Origin of the sequence: Bacteroides sp. HPS0048 (assembly GCF_964240755.1) — a bacterium.
In the GTDB taxonomy this organism is placed as follows: Bacteria; Bacteroidota; Bacteroidia; order Bacteroidales; family Bacteroidaceae; genus Bacteroides; species Bacteroides nordii.
The window spans coordinates 42,375-60,677 of sequence record NZ_CAXSVC010000017.1; the positions used below are offsets into that span (position 1 = coordinate 42,375).

At 37.8% G+C, this 18,303-nt stretch carries 11 protein-coding genes; 4 read left to right on the forward strand and 7 right to left on the reverse strand.

The window, feature by feature from the left end:
- Positions 1-27: 27 nt before the first annotated feature.
- The 4 genes from ACESQI_RS14125 to ACESQI_RS14140 are packed head-to-tail and all read right to left on the reverse strand — an operon-like array spanning position 28 to position 12,531.
- Positions 28-7,599, reverse strand: coding sequence for a leucine-rich repeat protein (locus ACESQI_RS14125; protein WP_373126399.1), 7,572 nt, complete (start codon positions 7,597-7,599; stop codon positions 28-30).
- Positions 7,596-8,045 (reverse strand): hypothetical protein, encoded by a 450-nt coding sequence (locus ACESQI_RS14130; RefSeq protein ID WP_195660197.1) that lies wholly within the window; start codon positions 8,043-8,045, stop codon positions 7,596-7,598. Before ACESQI_RS14130 ends, ACESQI_RS14125 begins: the two co-directional genes overlap by 4 nt.
- The gene (locus ACESQI_RS14135) at positions 8,042-8,464 is read right to left on the reverse strand and encodes a hypothetical protein (RefSeq protein ID WP_278508951.1); all 423 of its coding nucleotides are present in this window, start codon (positions 8,462-8,464) and stop codon (positions 8,042-8,044) included. The genes ACESQI_RS14130 and ACESQI_RS14135 overlap by 4 nt, the downstream gene beginning before the upstream one ends.
- Positions 8,461-12,531 (reverse strand): tape measure protein, encoded by a 4,071-nt coding sequence (locus tag ACESQI_RS14140; RefSeq protein WP_373126400.1) that lies wholly within the window; start codon positions 12,529-12,531, stop codon positions 8,461-8,463. Before ACESQI_RS14140 ends, ACESQI_RS14135 begins: the two co-directional genes overlap by 4 nt.
- A 221-nt stretch (positions 12,532-12,752) precedes the next feature.
- On the opposite strand from ACESQI_RS14140, the gene ACESQI_RS14145 reads away from it, so the two are divergent.
- Positions 12,753-13,709, forward strand: coding sequence for a hypothetical protein (locus ACESQI_RS14145; protein ID WP_196040093.1), 957 nt, complete (start codon positions 12,753-12,755; stop codon positions 13,707-13,709).
- A gap of 297 nt (positions 13,710-14,006) precedes the next feature.
- Here ACESQI_RS14145 and ACESQI_RS14150 read toward each other — a convergent pair whose 3' ends face one another.
- Positions 14,007-14,225 (reverse strand): hypothetical protein, encoded by a 219-nt coding sequence (locus tag ACESQI_RS14150; RefSeq protein ID WP_373126402.1) that lies wholly within the window; start codon positions 14,223-14,225, stop codon positions 14,007-14,009.
- 155 nt (positions 14,226-14,380) lie between these two features.
- Here ACESQI_RS14150 and ACESQI_RS14155 point away from each other — a divergent pair, with 155 nt between their 5' ends.
- The 3 genes from ACESQI_RS14155 (at position 14,381) to ACESQI_RS14165 (ending at position 16,688) form a co-directional block, all read left to right on the forward strand.
- Positions 14,381-14,953 carry a hypothetical protein gene (locus ACESQI_RS14155; protein ID WP_373126404.1) on the forward strand — a complete coding sequence of 191 codons (573 nt, stop codon included), beginning with the start codon at positions 14,381-14,383 and terminating at the stop codon, positions 14,951-14,953.
- A 182-nt stretch (positions 14,954-15,135) separates the two neighbouring features.
- Positions 15,136-16,173 (forward strand): YbjQ family protein, encoded by a 1,038-nt coding sequence (locus ACESQI_RS14160; protein ID WP_195660192.1) that lies wholly within the window; start codon positions 15,136-15,138, stop codon positions 16,171-16,173.
- 125 nt (positions 16,174-16,298) lie between these two features.
- Positions 16,299-16,688 (forward strand): hypothetical protein, encoded by a 390-nt coding sequence (locus ACESQI_RS14165; protein WP_195660191.1) that lies wholly within the window; start codon positions 16,299-16,301, stop codon positions 16,686-16,688.
- Positions 16,689-16,795: 107 nt separating this feature from the next.
- Here ACESQI_RS14165 and ACESQI_RS14170 read toward each other — a convergent pair whose 3' ends face one another.
- Both ACESQI_RS14170 and ACESQI_RS14175 read right to left on the reverse strand, forming a co-directional pair.
- A complete protein-coding gene (locus tag ACESQI_RS14170) occupies positions 16,796-17,506 on the reverse strand; it encodes a hypothetical protein (RefSeq protein ID WP_373126406.1) in 711 nt (236 codons plus the stop codon).
- Positions 17,507-17,570: 64 nt separating this feature from the next.
- Complete coding sequence (locus tag ACESQI_RS14175; RefSeq protein WP_373126408.1) at positions 17,571-18,053, reverse strand: hypothetical protein; 483 nt, start codon at positions 18,051-18,053, stop codon at positions 17,571-17,573.
- Positions 18,054-18,303: the final 250 nt, after the last annotated feature.

The following is an 18,303-nucleotide window of genomic DNA, read 5'->3' on the forward strand; positions in this document are numbered from 1 at the left end:
ATCAATATTTTTATTATTTTAAAGAAATCAGTTATTAACTTCATATAGTTTAGTAGGCATATATCCTGTGTAAGTAGATAAAGGATATATAATTGAAGCAGATCCGGACATAACACCAGACTTATATACGTCTACAGCTTCATCCGGTACATATATGGCACCCACACACCACAACCCTCCATAATTTATAGTTGTTGGTGGAATCATAGATTTGAAAATAACTGTCACATTATTACAATTCTCAAACATAGTCTGTCCAATTTTGGTAATATTGCCTTCAAATACAACTACCTTTAAATTAGAGCAGTTACCATAAGCCCTATAATTAGTTAGAATTATATTGGGCGGTACCAATGAAGCTGAGATCGGGGTAAGATTAAACATATTTTGAGGTAATGCATTAACTATACCCTTTATCTCACCAAAGTCACATTCTTCTAACGACACACATGCACTAAAGCTTAATAACGGCCAATCACTAGAACTTGCAGGATTGTCTGCTGTAAGTGTAAAAGAATTCATTTTGAATCGTTTTAAATTAGTGCAATCACTGAACCCACCATTCATTACGAAACCTTTATTAGCAGTAGCATGGTATATAAAGTCCTTCATAGTAAACTCCTCTAAATCAGAACAATCATAGAAAGGCATATACATATTACCTCCACCTGTTTCTAAGTAAGTAACAGAATCGGGCAGGTTAGCTTTTTTAATTTTACTCTTATAGAAACATCTGTTTCTTATAGTTACCAAATTAGGAGGGAAATAAGCATCCTCTAAACTACTCCCTTCAAAAGCTATATTACCATATAAAGTACAGTTAGTTAATTTTTCAAATCCTTTTAATGATTTGATTTCCTGATTACCCTTCAAAAATTCACTTGGTATTTGAGTGATTTGATTTGCATCTGATGCACTTATACCTCCATCTTTGTCAGTATCATATCTTGAAATCATCATTTGAGCTAACAACGGATCAGTAAACCTAATAAAATATTCACCCGTTATATTCAATACCAACTTCTTAAATGTATTCCTCAAAGCCTCAATAGAATCTTCATAGCAATTTGCATTGATATTCAACGTGCCGTCCAACACCGGATAGTCGTCCTCACCGGAAAGTCCTTCACTACTCAAACCAGAATAGGAGCCATCCGCCAGTTGTACCAGTTTATCCAACATCTCCGAACTCTCATAGTTCTCATCAAATCCAACGGCACGTATGCGCTTCAAAGCATGTGCTCCTCCCTGATCATCTTGTGTATTCATTATATCTACAAGCAGCCTCATCGGATCAATGCGTGGACAATCGACCACAAAGAAGTCAGTGATAATCCCTTTACACAAGTCAATTCCCACACCTTCATTGGTCATCAAAGAATAGTTTGCCAGCGTCAGATATTGATTGTATGCACTAAACTCCACCGTACGTAAACCACCACCGGCAGGAAGAATAACTTGTACAAGCGATGTTCCATCCGCATGTACCTCCTGCAAATGTGTACAAGCTGCCAGATTCAGTGTACCGGCCAATGTAGATATATTCGACAATAGCAGCCGTTGTAAGGATACGCAATTAGAAATAGTCAATGACGAAATAGAGATGACAATGGGTTCTGTCTTACTACCCAATCGGATATCACGTAACATCTGTCCCTGAATGATCATCGATCCCTGTACATTCTTATTATGCCAGTCACCTATATCCTGCAGATAAGAGGCCCCCTGAATAGCATTCTGCTGATCACCGGACCCGGACAGCTCTATCTCCATTTCACAAACATCACCGGACTTCGTACGTGTCCCCCGGATAATTGACGTACCATTGGCTATTGCCGGATACATATCCATAGCCGGAGTCAACTCATACTTTATGGTATTTCCGGCAGCACGAACAGTGATTGTATCTGTCCCTCCGGCACTGAAAGTCCCAAAACTATATTTAGACATCATATACAAGATGCGCTTGGTTATCCACCTCTGTTCTGCCAGATAATGATCGCCAAGGCTCTGTGTGATAGGATCGGTATCATTGGAGTATTTTCCCGCATTATAAGCAAGCTTACCATTCTCATAACAATACTTTGCATCCGCATTATAAGCGTTCTCCGGGAAATACTCCTGTGCATTGTCAAAGAAATACTTCTGATAAAATGCGTAAATCTTCTCCAGGTCATTACCACTCTTCAAGCCACCAAGTGTTTGCATGGCTGTCATCATTTTGCGCATACTTGTTACCTTCTCATCCGGAAAAGCCAGTTCCATCAGATTAAAGAAGTTGTTTGTCTCACCGTTCCAGATGGAAGCTCCCGTTTTGTCCACATCATGTGTTTCTACACTATATTCTTTGTCCGGCAATCCCCGGTTGGTGGTATCAAAACGAGTATCCGCATCATCTACACGCCATCTCCACTTCGATATTTCCGTTCCAAAACAGTAAGGGTACGTATTCTTTGCACGCTCATCCGTACCTGCATTAAATTCTACATTATTCATAAAGAACAACGTATCCTCCACATCCCAATACAGCGAAACTTCTTTCCTGAACTTAGCAATACGGGCATTGACAAAAAGCATATTCAGTTCATCGCCCGTTTTGTTTTCCAGATCGGTAGCCCCCAATCCATACCCTTTATCCACAAGCTGAGAGACAAGGTTTATCGTGCCATTACCTATATCGGAAGGAATAAATTTATTTTGTGAGGACTCAAAATAGTACACATTATATAGGTTTACATCCCCTTCTTTGGCTATCCAAAATTCACAAGGCTCATTGCGGTACGTTATCACTTGGGCATTCAGCTCATCCAATGTGCCATTAAAGGGTTTCAGACGTGGAGAACACTGATAAACCATATTATAAGCAGGAATGAATTTAGAGATTTTATCCAGTTCCCCCTCACCGAAGTTCCATGAATTTGCACCATTATACTGCCATGCCTCTTTGTCTTCGTTGTAAAACACGTTGTTATTCCACGGGACGCGAAACAAAGTACACAATGGAGAGTTATCCGATCCTTCAATGCTCAAAAGATCCGGGAACAGATCCGTATCAAATCCAAACGTATATTTATCCCCTTTATCCGGTCCGAAAGTATACAACCCTCTGAATATATAAATCGTTTCACCCTCATCATTTACCTGTTTTTCAAAGCATACAAATGGAATCTGATAAACAGCCACACGTGCATTTGCATATTTCTCTGTCTTCATCGCCTCATTCAGCAAGCCCACTTCCCGATACAGGTCCTCATAAGAATTCACCGAACCTATCTTATGTGAATGCATAGAGGAAGCAAAATTCTTCTTTGCCGTGAACTTCTGCCCTGCAGGAAGAAAAGGCGTCATCTGCCACTTCTTTGCAGAAGTAGTCCCATCGGCATGTGTTACCACAGAATTCACTTTATCGAGCTGATAACGGGTATTCCATATCCAGTACTTCATAGAAGAAGTTCCCTGTCCTTTGGCTGTCACATTGCTGATTGACACATTCCAGTCGGGATGATCGTAGAAAAATACCTCCAGTGTACCTACCCGCGAGGTCTGGTCGGCCATAGAAGGAATCGTGTTGTCATATACTATCACATTAAACTGATCTTTCGTATTTTCAAAGTCGATCTCCGAACCATTTGAGTCAAAAATATCATTATTTGCTTTGGCGGCCGTTTTCTCATTTATATCGGATAGCCAGTTGATATAGTTGGTCATCACCCCCTGTGAGGTCAATCCGGAGTCGTAAACACGTATTCCATAAATATCCACATCCGCATATTCAGATCCAATGACAATACCGCCACTATGCGCAAAGTAATCATTACTTTCATAGGTAAACTCACGATTCTTCACTCCGTTTACATAGAGAATACACAGATTGAATCCGGAGTTCCCGTATGCATCCGGAAGAATAGTCAGTGCCAGACGTGTACGTTTTCCTTCAAATGTATGCAAGCTCTGTATATCCTCATTTTTGAGTGACTGAGAATGCATAATAATCTCATCGGCATATATATTAAGCCCCACAAAGGAATCTCCCGAAGCAGATGAAATCGTAATAACAGGCTCCGTATAATCCGTCACATTATCAATCCTGTAATCCACTTCAATGGTTTTACCCTTGCGTGCGCACTCTACCTCAAAAGGTTTGTAGTCCATTGTCAGCATAGATCCTGCAAGTAGCCGGAGGGTTTTATTTCCATCCACATCCGTCATCCAACCATCATTACCCCAGTTCAGATTTTTCCAGACTCCGGTTATACAGGAACCATCTACCTCATTGATGATCGACTTATAGTTTTCCTGCCTGTTGGAACGTGTCTTCGGATTCATATAAAACACCGAACCTGCCACAGCAGAATATCCCAAAGAATTGTTCACAGAGAAAGAGATCGGACTTACCAGTTCCATTTCTCCATCCAGAATATGAATCACAATTTCAAAATCTGTGTTATCCATTGTTTCAATTTCCATCGGAAAAGAGAAAGTATGTTTAGTCGAACAGGCAATATTATCCTCGGTTGAGGTAAATACAGACATACTATCCTGCTTCACTACAAACTGTGCAGAAGTAGTCACATTATCACCATCGTACATGGCATACTCAAACAGAGTATTCTCGGACCAGTTGATAGCTTTGACCAATGCATTATTCACTGCCACCAACTTGACTTGTTCGCCCGGAACAGCACAAATTACATTGAAAGACACCGTCTTCGTCCTTATACTCCCATCAGAATTTGACACATAAGCAGATATTCGGAACACTCCGGTCTTTCCGGGATGAGGAATGGCATAATTGTAAGCAGTTTCCACATATACACTTGTACCTAAAGCCACCTCATAAGACTCATTATAATCTGTACCGGATATATTTACATACAGAGTTTTAGATACATTGCCACCAATATAAAGAGGAAGTGTCACGTTACCGGTGTAAGCTGTCCACCATTTAAAGTTACCGGCATCAACAGACAATGAAGTGAGCTGAACGGTGTACACAAATGCCGGTGTAGTAACCTCCGTCACTGTTCCCGTCACTTTAATCATCACATTATTAACTCCGGAAGTCAAAAACTCAGCTACATCAATAGTAGTTGGAACTGCAGAATTAACAGGTAGCTGTTTGACCACTGCATATTCATCACTATTACTGCTCTTCACTGATATCAGGCACACTCCACGTTCTCCCGTATCTTCATAAGCTTCACCGGAGTCATAGCGTTCCTGAGAAACAAAGGTGAACTTCAAAAGGCAAGGTTCCCCTTTACTTACCGAGATATTCTTGCTATCAAGGTTATTTGTAATACGTACATTACGTTGTATCCCGGTAGAGCCTCCTCCGCCTAACTCCTTCTTTTCCCAGGCAGTTCCTGTCCACTTATATAGTGCATCCTCATTAAACACATAGCACACGCATCCTTTGAGCAGATAAGAGGTATCAAGTGCATCTCTTTCGGAAGTTGTATTAACGGGAATCCAGCCGCTACGTATTAATCTCTCTACAGCCCACTCTTTCGTACCGGCTTTACGAACCAGAATATCATCCGTATCCGAAAATGTATCGGCAGTATCGTCTACATTGCGTAACCCGCCAAGCGTGGTGGCTCCATCACTTGCCGGAACTTCTATCAATGCAACAGAAAGGGGCTGTGAATCATCATCACTCTCTTCGATGATATTGGCTACAAGGCCGTCACCACCATCGTTCTGTTCTATCAACGCACCCAAAAGCTGATTACGTGCAGAACCCGATTTCACCAACAGCCCATTGTTAAACTGTGCCAATCCTTCAGAAGTCAATCCTTTCAAAAAAGTAATAAGCCCGTCTGCCTCATCATCTTGCTTCTTATTAATAAACTCGCTCAATGCACGTTTGGCCGAATAAGCATTCCGATCTCCGGGTTTTGTTTTGTCACTCGAAGTAATCAGATAAACACCACTGCCGCCGCTTCCGGTATACGTCTGTCCTTTGTAAGTCAACGAGTCCAGTTTACCTTCCAATTCTCCCAAACGAGAATAAGAAGCTGTTTCACCTATGGTATAAACAGGAGAATCATAAGGAAGGTCAAGATTATATTCAAACCCGATAATACGTGAAATCCGCCCTTGTTCAATATATGCCGGATGGATAAGGTTCACTCTGGCACCCACCTCAAAACTCTTCAACTTCCCGCCATTATAAATATAAGTGGAATTCATTTTGCAGGTATAGACAGACGGATCTTGCCTGGTCTTCTCTATATACTTCTGAGCTTTCTGCTTCAATTCATTTTCGGCATCACCCATCAGTCCGACAGATACAAACTTAGTATCATATCCATAAAGCACATAGATATCTCCTTCTTTGGGTACCAAAGTATCTCCCGGCAATTCACGTCCGAAATTATCATTGCGCACTATCTCGAATACCTGAGCCTGAGGATTGCACGAACCATTAGGCAACCGATCCGGAATAGGAGTTTCCCCACCCTCTTTATCACAAGGATTAAATATGACTGTAAAGTCCATTCCATTCAGGGCACCGGACTGAAAAATGATATGCAATTCCTGCCCCGGTAATCTATAATCTTTAGAAAAGACCAGTTTATTGGCAGTATCCGTTTTCTTATCTTCCGGGTTGTACTTACCTCCATCCTTAAATCGGAATGCGTTCCATTTTTTATAGACAGGCTTCTCCCCGTTTCCCTCCGTTTCATCTATATATACATGCGTCACTACATCGGTTATTGTGCCTATTCTATGCGGATAAACATCATCAAACACCACTACATCTTCTACCACTTCCTCAGCAGACATCCCCTCATAAGCATCCATATAAGGCGTATCGGCAGGAAGCATCAGCCGTCTTTGCACAACACCATCCACAACTACCGCTTCATCAGCAGGCCGATAGTCAGTTGGCAGATTACGAGTAGACCCAAAAGCATAAACACGGGTGGCAAATACCGACTGACTATCCTGCCGGCTCATCTCCGCCACATTAACACCAAATTCAAAATCTACAGGATCATTATACTCACAACGCCCGAAGTGAATAGATTTATTTGTTATCCACCACTCACATTCCCATGTTTCTGCCATCTTATTAAGGGCATCAATCAGGTTCATGTTGTCATAGGTGATCAATTTGGCAGACTGCTCTACCGTACTATCAATATCAATGCTAAAGTGTTCATCCTTGTATTTATAATCCAGAGCAACCAGGTTCTTCAGCAAGGCATTCAGATGGGTTTCCAAGGTAGCGGTAAGGCTCCATGAAGTCTCTTTCCGGATATACTCTGTTTTCCCGCCAACTGTCTTTTCGTAAACAAACATGAAAACTTTGTTTTTCCATTTCCAGTAATAAGCATCCAGCCTCAGCTCATAGTCATATCCACAAGTAGCATTGTTATAGGTTGGTTTTTGTATGTCTACCAGTTCAAAAATACCGGTAGTATCATCCGGCAACTCTACAAAATCCCCCAACTTCAGTTGTACAGGCTCCTTTGTACTGAATTTCAGAGTGACATAATCTTCCTTCATCAGCGTAAACTTACGCTTACTGCCGACATTGGCTTCAACGCTTTCGCATTTGCCTCCATCTCTATGTTTTATCTCTATCATATTGCTTCATCATTAGAGGTTGGTTTCTTGTTCATTCTATCACTTGGATCCGGCTCTATAAGCTTTAAACTGAATTTAGCAATGCCTTGCATAAACTGGCTGAACTGGCTGCACGAAACATAGATCGTTTTGTATACAACCTCCTCCTGGTATCCGGTTTCGATGTTCAATACTCCGGTAGCAAGTACTTCTTTGCAAAACAAATTATATTTATCAAAAAAAGCACTTTTAGTTGCTGCCGTCAGGTTGAGTTGAAGTGTCAGATTCCTTGCCTCCACTTTAGGATTGGCTACAAGTATCTGCTTTCCGTGTTGCAAGCGACTCTCATTCTCAATAAATGCCTTATTAGCAGGCGGCGTCATAAGCTCAGAGAGTGAAGATTCACCCAGACTGATCCCCCATTTTTCATCGGCATTTTCACCGTTTATAATCAATTTCTCTTTCATAATATCACTACTGTTTCGTCCTTATTTATTTCCACTTCACAATTCCCTACGTTCACCAACAGAATCACTGCATAGTTAGAGGCAGTAATTCTCGCTTTCGCACCGTGCATCAAAATCACTTTATGTACTTTGGTATTATCAGTGAACACCAGTTCGGCCTCCGTATCACCAATCAATGCTACCTTCTCATCATTGCATGTATTGACCGGCCCTGCATCCACGTAAACCCCGTATGCGGCAACTTCACTACTCATCTCCCGGAACATCTCCAATGACGGAAAATTATTCTCTTCACAAAACTCACGCCCTTGCGGAGTAAAAAACAGCCACACAAGGCTTTTCCAATCACTCACACCATTCGATTTGCTACATGCCCCGGACAAAGAGGCTGACTTCATTATCTCATCTACCGTTTTCATAGTCTTCCTGTATTTTGTTCTATTCTATCAAGCTTATCTCCAAACCCCAATAGCACTTTCGTGTGCTTTGCTATATCCTCCAGGTGTCCGTTAGACATCACTGCCAGGTTCCTCATTTCCGTCAAAAGAATATTCCCGTCGGATGCAGTAGTACACAATGAAGACAAATTGCCCAATACGAGTAGCATAGAGTTCTTTATCTCTTCATTAGATATTTGCAAGGCAGTGAATCGTCCGTTGAGTTCCGACCCCGTCTCCTGCGACATGCTTTCAAAACCACCTTTAGAAGAATCTGCCTGAGAAGTAGATTTCTCTTCTCCCTTCAAGTATTCATCCGCCCAGCCATATTTGCTGTCCAGTTCTTTTGTAATGGCTTCTGCATCTTTTTCTATCTGTTCACGTTCCCAGGTGGAAATAATACCATCGCTGTAGTAATCGGCGAGCTTTTTCCGTAATTCCTCCATCGGTTTTGAAGAAGCAGCTTTCAGCGATTCCATAATCATCTGTTTAATCATGTCTTTCACCAGATCTTTAGAAGACTTCGCCCGGTCATTTCCCGCCGACCACGCATCAGCATACGCCTGTGCAAATTCATCGATGGCAGATTTAAGATCGCTACCCATTATGGCATCAAGCTGTTTCTCTTTATTTTCTCCGATTTGCTTATCAATGGATTCAAGCTGATTTTGCCACTCTTCGATACGTCCGTTATCCGATTTCTTTTTATTCTTTTCTTCGGCAATCTGCCCCTGGATAAGTATCTTCTGCTGTTCCAACAATTCATTCTGCTGATCAATGAGCTCCGATGCATCCGTCGAGTATGCCTTTTCAATAGCCTCTCCAAGATTATCATACGATTTTTCAAGCCCTTCTACCTGTTCCTGCATGGCCTGTATACGCTTCTCATTTTTAGCATCATGTATCTTGGCAAGAGAAGAAGAAAGTGAAGACACTAAACCAATAGCAGCACCCGCAGCAGCACCCCAAGGTCCGAAAGCAGCCCCTGCTTTGGCGCCGTCCATCGCTCCACCTACGGCATCCATCGCCACGCCAATACCATCGGCTATACCTGACATAGTATCATTGCCGAAAGCATCTCCGATGCCCGCCAGTGTATTGGATAGAAACTGCCCCGCTTGCATGGCGCTATTAAGCCCCTGTTCTATTTCGGCAAGTCCTTCCTGTACTGTTTTTGCATCAGCTCCGGCGGCAAAAGCTTTCTTAAAGCCCTTACCCATTTTATTGAAGGAAGTTTCACAGGTATCGACTTCTCGATTTACATTCTTTATACCGTCTTCAATTATTTTTAATGTTCCGTTATCAGCCCCATCAGCATTCGTTTTTTTTAAAACATTAAATGTTGCCTCGGTCATATCCAAACTCTTACCTTTTTCCGGATCCCATTCACCGTTTTTAACAAAAGCCAAAGCTTCTTCTGCTTCACTTGCTATTTTTCTTAGTTCTTTTACGCTATGCGTACTCATATCTGAAAACAGCTTACCAAAAGCACTCGTACTTTTGATAGCTTCAATATCCAAATTGGATAAAGCTTGACGTGTTTCAGCCTCAATAATAGCTTGCTCAACTTTACTCTTTCCTTTCTTTTTGGCTTCCGCAAGGTCAATAATAGCTTGCCGTTTTTGCATATAATCGCCATACGCTGCAAGAAATTCATTCATAGTCTGCTTTTGGGACTCAAAATACACTTTCGTTTCTTGATCTTTTTTTATAGAAGCATTTGAATACTTCGCTTGTATGGGCTTGGCATTTTCTTTCGGCAGAGCTGTTATTTTTGGCGTGAACGTCCTCTTATTGGTTTCCCAATCTGGGTTATCCTTTTCCCATAAAGCGCGTTCTTCCTTTTGTAATTTTTGCAATAACTCACGCTCTTCTCTCTGTATTTCTAAATATCGCTTATCATAATTTAATTGAATTTGGGCAAGGGCTTTCTCCTCTCCCTCTTCTTTTAAGTCTATCATTTCTTGTTGATACTCCAACTCTGAATTTATTTCAGCTTCTTTACGAGCTTTGATCGCCTCTAATGCTGCTTCTTTCAGACGTTCTTGCTGAGTACGGGTTTTATTAATTTGCTCGTTCTGCCCATCAAAATCTTTACCTGTCTTCAATTTAAAGGATTCTTTCAATGCGTCAACTTTTTTTATAGCGCTTTCTAACACATCATCATTAATAATTCCTTTTTTCGACTGTTCGCGAAGATCGCTGACACTTTTCCCGGCATTTTTTATATCAGTAATAAGTTGACTCAAACTTTTGTTCTCCTTTGGTACATTAGTACTCTTTGTAATTGTATTACCAATAAGCATATTAGCAAAATCTTCGTCAGTTATCCGAAATTTTATTTTATACTCATCAATTATGTTTTCGGTAGCTTTCATCTCTTTTGCTATCTCCGAACGCAGTCCCAGTATATTATTCCGGAAATCAACTAATCCATCTTTTGCATTACTCCCCCATTTAACATCCCAGAATGTTGTATTTTCTAAATCCTTTATAATAGATGGAGATAGCGCTTCACCACGCATCGCACTATCAAAGAACTGTTTATATAAATTAGTTCCTTTATTCTGTCCATACTTATCAAGCAATGAGTTATAGGCAACATCCAATTTTTCACTAATAGTCTTATCCAAATTATCTTGTTCCGCTTTAAAGAAAGTCTCAAATTGACGTTGTCCTATTGACATACGCATATTTTCAACCAACTGAGTATACACGGTTGAAAGATTTCCAATCCGATCAATCTCACCGTCAATTCCTTGATAATACTGACCGTAATTATCTACAATGGTTTTCTTTATCTTTTCATATTCTTCTGTTCCTTTCTTTGTTTCTGCAAGCCTTCTCTCCAAAGAGGATAGTTTGGAAATCTCTGAAGCAACACTTTTTTCTACATCAGAATTAGCCTCACCTAAACGATTATGAGCTCTCTCCAGTTCCGTTTCAGCAGTAGCAACCTTAAATATCGCATAAGATACGCCGACTAAAGCAGCCGCCATGAGAGCAAATGGACCAGCAAGCATTGCTTTATTCAATATACCTTGCTGAACAGACAATATTTTCGTAGCTGCAATATTTTTCATCGTAGCTGCAAACTGTAGTTCCTTTGTAGCTATATCGTAAATTCCATAAGTCTTAGTGATAGCATAATAAGAGATAGTAGCAGCCTTATAAATCCCATAAGTAGCCACTAAGCTCATTAAAATACGTCCTACCTCCTCATAATTCTCAACCATATATTTAGCAATATCAAGTGAACCATTAATAGCTACTCCTTGTGATTTCCCTATTTTGTTCAACATAATATTCCAGGCATCCCCTAAATTATTAACTTTTCCTACAATCGTCTCAGATTGCTCTTCTATTAAATTATAGAACTTCCCACCTTCATTAGTCAAATCATTAATAACTTTCTTAATTTCCGGAAATCCTATTTCTCCGGCAGAAATCATTTTATTCATACTTTCCGTAGTAGTCCCACATGTATTTGCCAATTCTTGAAGCAGAGAAAATCCTGAAGAATTTAATTTTTCAAGTTCAGAAAAAGACAAGCTTCCTTGTGACATTACATTTCCATATAGAGTTGTCAACTGTTCAAGTGGAACCCCCAATCCTAAGGCAATATTTCCCAATTGAGTAAGAGTATCATTTACCGATTCTACCTCCAACCCATAAGATATCAATTGTTTTGCACCAGCCCCCAATTCTGTTACAGAAAAAGGAGTAGTACCAGCCAATTCCATTATTTGAGACATTAATGCATCTGCCTCCCCTTTGCTTTGCAATAATGTTTTAAAAGATACTTCAAGTTGTTGGAACTCACCACGTACTTTAACGACATCACTAATAAAACTTTTTAGTAACTCTGTTTTATTAATCTCTTTCCAAACTTTTTTAAAGGAAAGAGAGATCTTTTCATTAAGAGACATTACTTTTTTTCCTTCCTGTTGGTACTCGGAATATATGCCTTGAAGCACAATGCGTATCTGCTCTACATTCTTTATCAGATCAGCATTATTACCTGCAACATTAAAATTTACATCTGCCATACTATTTATAATTAAGTTAATACTGAACAAAAATATCTGGTATTTTCGGATCAAAGAAGAATCTACTAAGATGAGATGTGACATTAGAAAGATTGTCACAATAAAAAGAAAAAGGCCTTATAATCTGTTGCAAATAATGGAATGTTTTATGAAATATCGAAAAGCTTTTGTAAATTCAAGAAAAAAAATTATATTTGAAAAAAATATGCAATAAGATAATCATGAAAAAAAATCTATTATTAAGTGCCTTACTGATCTTATTTAGTAATTATGCCTTTACGCAAAACTTTAACAAAGAAAAAGACCATTTGATTGCCATGTCTAATGACAAATCGAAACATATTTTTGTTGAATTCTTAAAAGAATTTGGCATTAATCAGGAAATAGGCTTAGGTGATAATATCACTGCTTACAATGAATACAAAAAGAAAATAAAACTTGATAAAGAGGGAAACATTAAACTCAAGAATAATCCTTTTTTTACATCCATGGAATATGAAAAAAACAAATATGGCATTATAAAATCCATACGATTAAATTTTAAAGGTAATATGTTTCAACCGATTCAAGACAAACTAATTTCTTTGTGCGGAGAGCCGGAATCAAACAGCAACTCAGGCATTTTTTACATTCCCCACAAATATTATATACTTTTACGTACGTTCTCAGACATGTCTTATCTAAGAATTAATGCTATTGATTTTATGACAAACTATGCAAAATATGACGAATTTGGAGATGCAGGCATGGTTTACTTCGATGAAAGTCCCGCACACTTTTTAGGCAATTCAACAATGGATTATATTGATTTTGCTTATGTATATAAAAAAAAGGATTATAAAAAATTTGGTGTTAAAAACACCTATTCTGGAGAAGATTGGTTATTTATTGATAAGATTCAATTTCTGCTTGATGATGGAGAAATATTAAATTTAGCCGTTGAACCGAATCGTAGAGTTGAAACATTCGTACGTATTAACACGTGCAAAGAGGTGTCAGTATCAATGGTTTCCCTTGAATTTATTAATAAAATTTTAAACTCTTCAAAAGTAAAAGTAAAAGTAAATGGCGATAAGGGATACTTTGTATTTGAACTATCTCCGATACATAAATATCAAATATTAACGGCAAAGGAATATTATGATAATTATATTATTCCGGAAATACAAGAAGAGTAACATTATGAATAGATTATTTCCTTTATCAATAATCACACTATTTTGTTCTTGCATCTCCAGGATTCATGCGCAAAAGTCCATAGATGAAGATTACACACATGTCTAACTAAACTTGATGTAGGAGCCAAAAACTGTTATGGTACTATGACAAGAACAACTTATATTATTCAAACCCATGGATCTAATTAAAGTCAAACGTGATTATGAAGATTTAGGACAGATTGATATCAACGAATCATAAATTCAAATTACGAGATAATATACAGTAATTATGATTTACCGAATAATTATTATTGACTAATATTTAGCAATATAAAACCCAATATGTAATTTAGTACCATCAATTGATTTCCAGATCTTACCAAATGAAAAAGACAACTTATCGTTCATTTTCATAGCCTCTTTTCCTCCTTTCTGATACTCTGAAAATGTGTTTTGAATCACAACACGCATCTGTTCTACTTGATTAATAAAAACGGTATTATTACCCGCAACGTCAAAATTTAATTCTGCCATATATCTAACTCTTAAATTAATAATGAGCAAAAATATCTTGTATTTACCCAATTATAGATATTTTACATCACAGAAGCTTGACAATAGAACAATTGTCACAAATTATTTTGATTACAATATTATTTTATGTAGTTTTGAACAAAAAACAAACAGTTATGAAAAAAGTCATATTTATATTACTTACACTATTATCAATTCTTATTACCAGTTGTTCACAAACAAATGAATCAAAAGCAAAAAAAGTTATTAAAGAATATTTCAAAGAAACACTGGATGATTATGACAGTTACTCACCTGTATCTTTTTCAGAAATAACGATGGCAAAAACGAAATGGGAGTTGCCTAAAAAATTAGAACCAGAACTTGAGAAGTTAAAGAAAATTGCAAAAAAAATAAATCAATCGGGATATGGTAATATTAATATTACCTCCGATGCAGATTATCATATTCAGTATTTAGATAAGTATTCAGAGATAATATCTAAAAAAGAATCAAATGACAGCAAAGTAAAAGAAGCTAAAGAATGGAAAGCATTATGGCTTGAATTCAAACATTACCAAGACATTATATATGCTTCTAAAAATAGCTTTCAACCGGAATTCATAGGATGGAAGATGACACACAAATTCAGAGCAAAAAACAGAATGGGAGGTAATGAGTTAAATGAAATTGAATTTCAATTTGATAAAGACATCACAAAGGTAGTAAAAGCAAGAAAGGTTAAATAGGAATTAGTAATTTTTTCTTTGTACCTAATAATGTTTCATCAAATTATAACTATGAAAAAAGTTACATCTATTTTATTCGCACTGCTATCGATTCTTATTACCAGTTGTTCACAAACAAATGAATCAAAAGCAAGTCCAATAATAGATAAATAATGAAATAAACACTCAAACAAAATACAGTTATGAAAAGCACATTTATGATCTCCACTACCAACAATATAGAAGGTTGCCCTATCAAAAAATATATTGATGTAATATGTTCAAACATCGTAATAGGTACAAATATCTTCTCTGATTTTGCAGCTTCATTTACCGATTTTTTCGGAGGACGCTCCGATTCGTACAAAAGAAAGCTGGAAATCATATACAATGAAGCATCCAAAGAACTGAAACAAAAAGCACTGACCGTAGGAGCCAATGCGATTATAGGGTTTAAAGTTGATTTTGACGAAATCTCCGGAAAAGACAAATCCATGTTTATGGTATCAGCTATGGGCACAGCATGTGTGATAGACTACAAAGAAGAAAGTCCTTCTGTTATTAAAACCAATGAAATAATTAGCCAATTTGATATAGATAAAGAAATAAATAGAAGACACATTATAAGTAAAATCAATAAAGATGTAGCAATCACTGATGAATGGGTCGAATTCTTATTAGAAAATCCACAAATAGAAATAATTGATAATCTATTGAAAAGATATGTTGAGTATGACAGAAATTATGAAACGTACAAAGGGACAATTAACACCATCGAAAAACTCATCGCTATCTTCCCTAAAGAAGTAGTGATCCCTAAAGTATATGAAAAATACCAATCCCACAGCACTCATATCAAAACACTAATTGAGAATTGCAAACTTTTTAGTGCAAGTAAAATTCTGGAATTATGCGATAAGGACATTCATCTGGCCATTGATATACTTGATACCAAAACAGATTATTATAAATCGGATGATTTAGAATTAATGCAGAAAATCATCAATAAATTATCTTCTCTTCCAGACACGGGCAAAATTGAAATGGTGAAAGGTGGGCTACTAAGTAAGGAGCAAGAAAAATTCATATGTCAGAACGGACATAAAAATTCACTTGAGTCAGAATACTGTGAAAGCTATAATTGTGGAATCAATATGAAAGGATTAACCCAGGATGAAACGGAACATATCAATATGTTAAAACAAAGAATAGACGTTCTTAAAAGCATTATACAAGCCTAATTTTAAGAAATATAAGATTACACAGTGGAGCAAAAACATGAAATATTCAAATATTTAAAGAAAACATTGTACAATATTATATTTTTTAATAACTTTGCCAAATATTAATTAAAACATACAAACTTATGAAACAAACTTTATTATTTCTTACTATCGCCCTGTCGATAGTTTTCACCTCCTGTTCTAAAGATGATGATGAGCCAAAGTTTAATTATGACATTAATACCCTCATTGGTACATGGGAGATAACTGAGGTTGATACCGGAGATGGATACACTATCTGGATTCTTGGAGCAACATCTGCAACATTCAATTCGGACGGAAGCTATGTAGGAAAAGGATATTTCGGAAATGGAAGTGGCACTTATAAAGCTGAAGGAAACACCATTACTTGTTTTGTAGACGGTAAAGAGTTTTTAAAATACGATGTTATAAATTTAGCATCAAATAATTGTGAACTAAAAATGTACGTAGAAGATGGGACATCCATAAAGATAAAGTGCAAAAAAAAATAAAGAAGATTGTTGTGATGGATGATTCCGAAGCACCAAACTTCTACCACATAGATCCCTAATATAAAAGGAACAGCGCATTCTTAAATTTTGGATGCGCTGTTCCTTTTTTATCCATCGTAATCACTTATCATCTTCCTCACCAAATCCTTATTGCCGGGATCATCTGCATTAACAACCGTTCCTCCACCTTTACCAAACTGCCTGCGTTCTTCATCGGTGAGATACACCGTTGTGATAGCATCGGCAAACAACATATTCAGATTTACATAACTAATACCCCAAAGAACATAATCCATCGTCCATCCATAACGCTGACAGGCGAAATCAATCAACAGCCCATAGATACTCTTTCCGCCAAAAGTAAGGCTGTTACCTTCTCCCTTGATTTTTCCAATACGTGCTTTCTGTTCCCGATCGGCATCAATGCCGAAATACTTGATAAATTCTTCTGTTTTATCACTCGAAAAAATGACAGACAAGATAGTAGCCAGGTCTTCCACCGAAGTATTATCCTTCAAAAAGACAGCACGTTGATATACTTTCTCCACATTCAGAAGGTTCTTTCTATCGGCAAATGTAGAATAAGAGATGATGCGGCACACAATATCCGGATATTCTTTGCATACTCTCATTGTCTCTGCCAAAGGATTGAGAGCCAATAAACCGGCATTAATATCCAATTCCAGATATAATTTTTTCAGTATCTGCGTTTTCCCTAATGTGGGTGGATAAATAGAGAAGTCTCTTTTACCAATTCTGAAACGAACCGGGGTTTCGGTCAGTGCATCAGACACATTTATTTCAATTTGTTTGTCCATATATTTATAATGATAAAAAATAAGAGCGCTTTTCAGGGCGCTCTTACCTAACTAATGAATCTGCTTATTTGCCTGCTTCAGGATCCGCAGGGGCTTCAGACTCGGTTTTAACATAAGGTTTTACCTGTGCTCCATCTGCCGGTTTCAACACATCCACTGTGTATTTCCACTTCTTACCTTCGGCTGCATCGAAAGTTTCTTCCAGAGATACGATGGAACGGTCAATCAGAATACCTTCGCATTCCGGATCTTCCGGAATCAGACGGAAAGCATATTCACCTTCGATAACACCATCAAGATCGGGAATTGGTTTTGTACGACCTTTGGCAGCACGAACTTCGAATTCAAAAGTAAAAGTACTCTTTGCATACTTCACTGCCTCTACTTCGCCACCTTCTACTTTGGCCTCTTTCTTCTCACCTTTGGTAGGTGTCAACTTGGTTGAACCTTCAACCGGATCGTAACCCAATGGTTTAAATTTAAGTGCTTCTGCACCATCACATTCAGCAAATTCAATTGTGGGTTTTCCCCATGATAACTGTGCCATAATTTTAAATTTTTAAAAATTGATTAATAAATTATTATAAAGAAATTTCGCGTTCCAAATCTTTAAGAACTTGTAATTTCATATCACAAAAGTAGGGAGTAAACAGATAGAGAAGAAATATTTGAAGGGTATAGCTGTGACCTTCCGAGTGTAGTCATAAAATCATGAAAAAGAAGGAAACTCACCACAGAGTTTCACAGAGTACTATTCTTCTAATTGAAACGCAGATTAACGCGAATTTTCGCAAAAG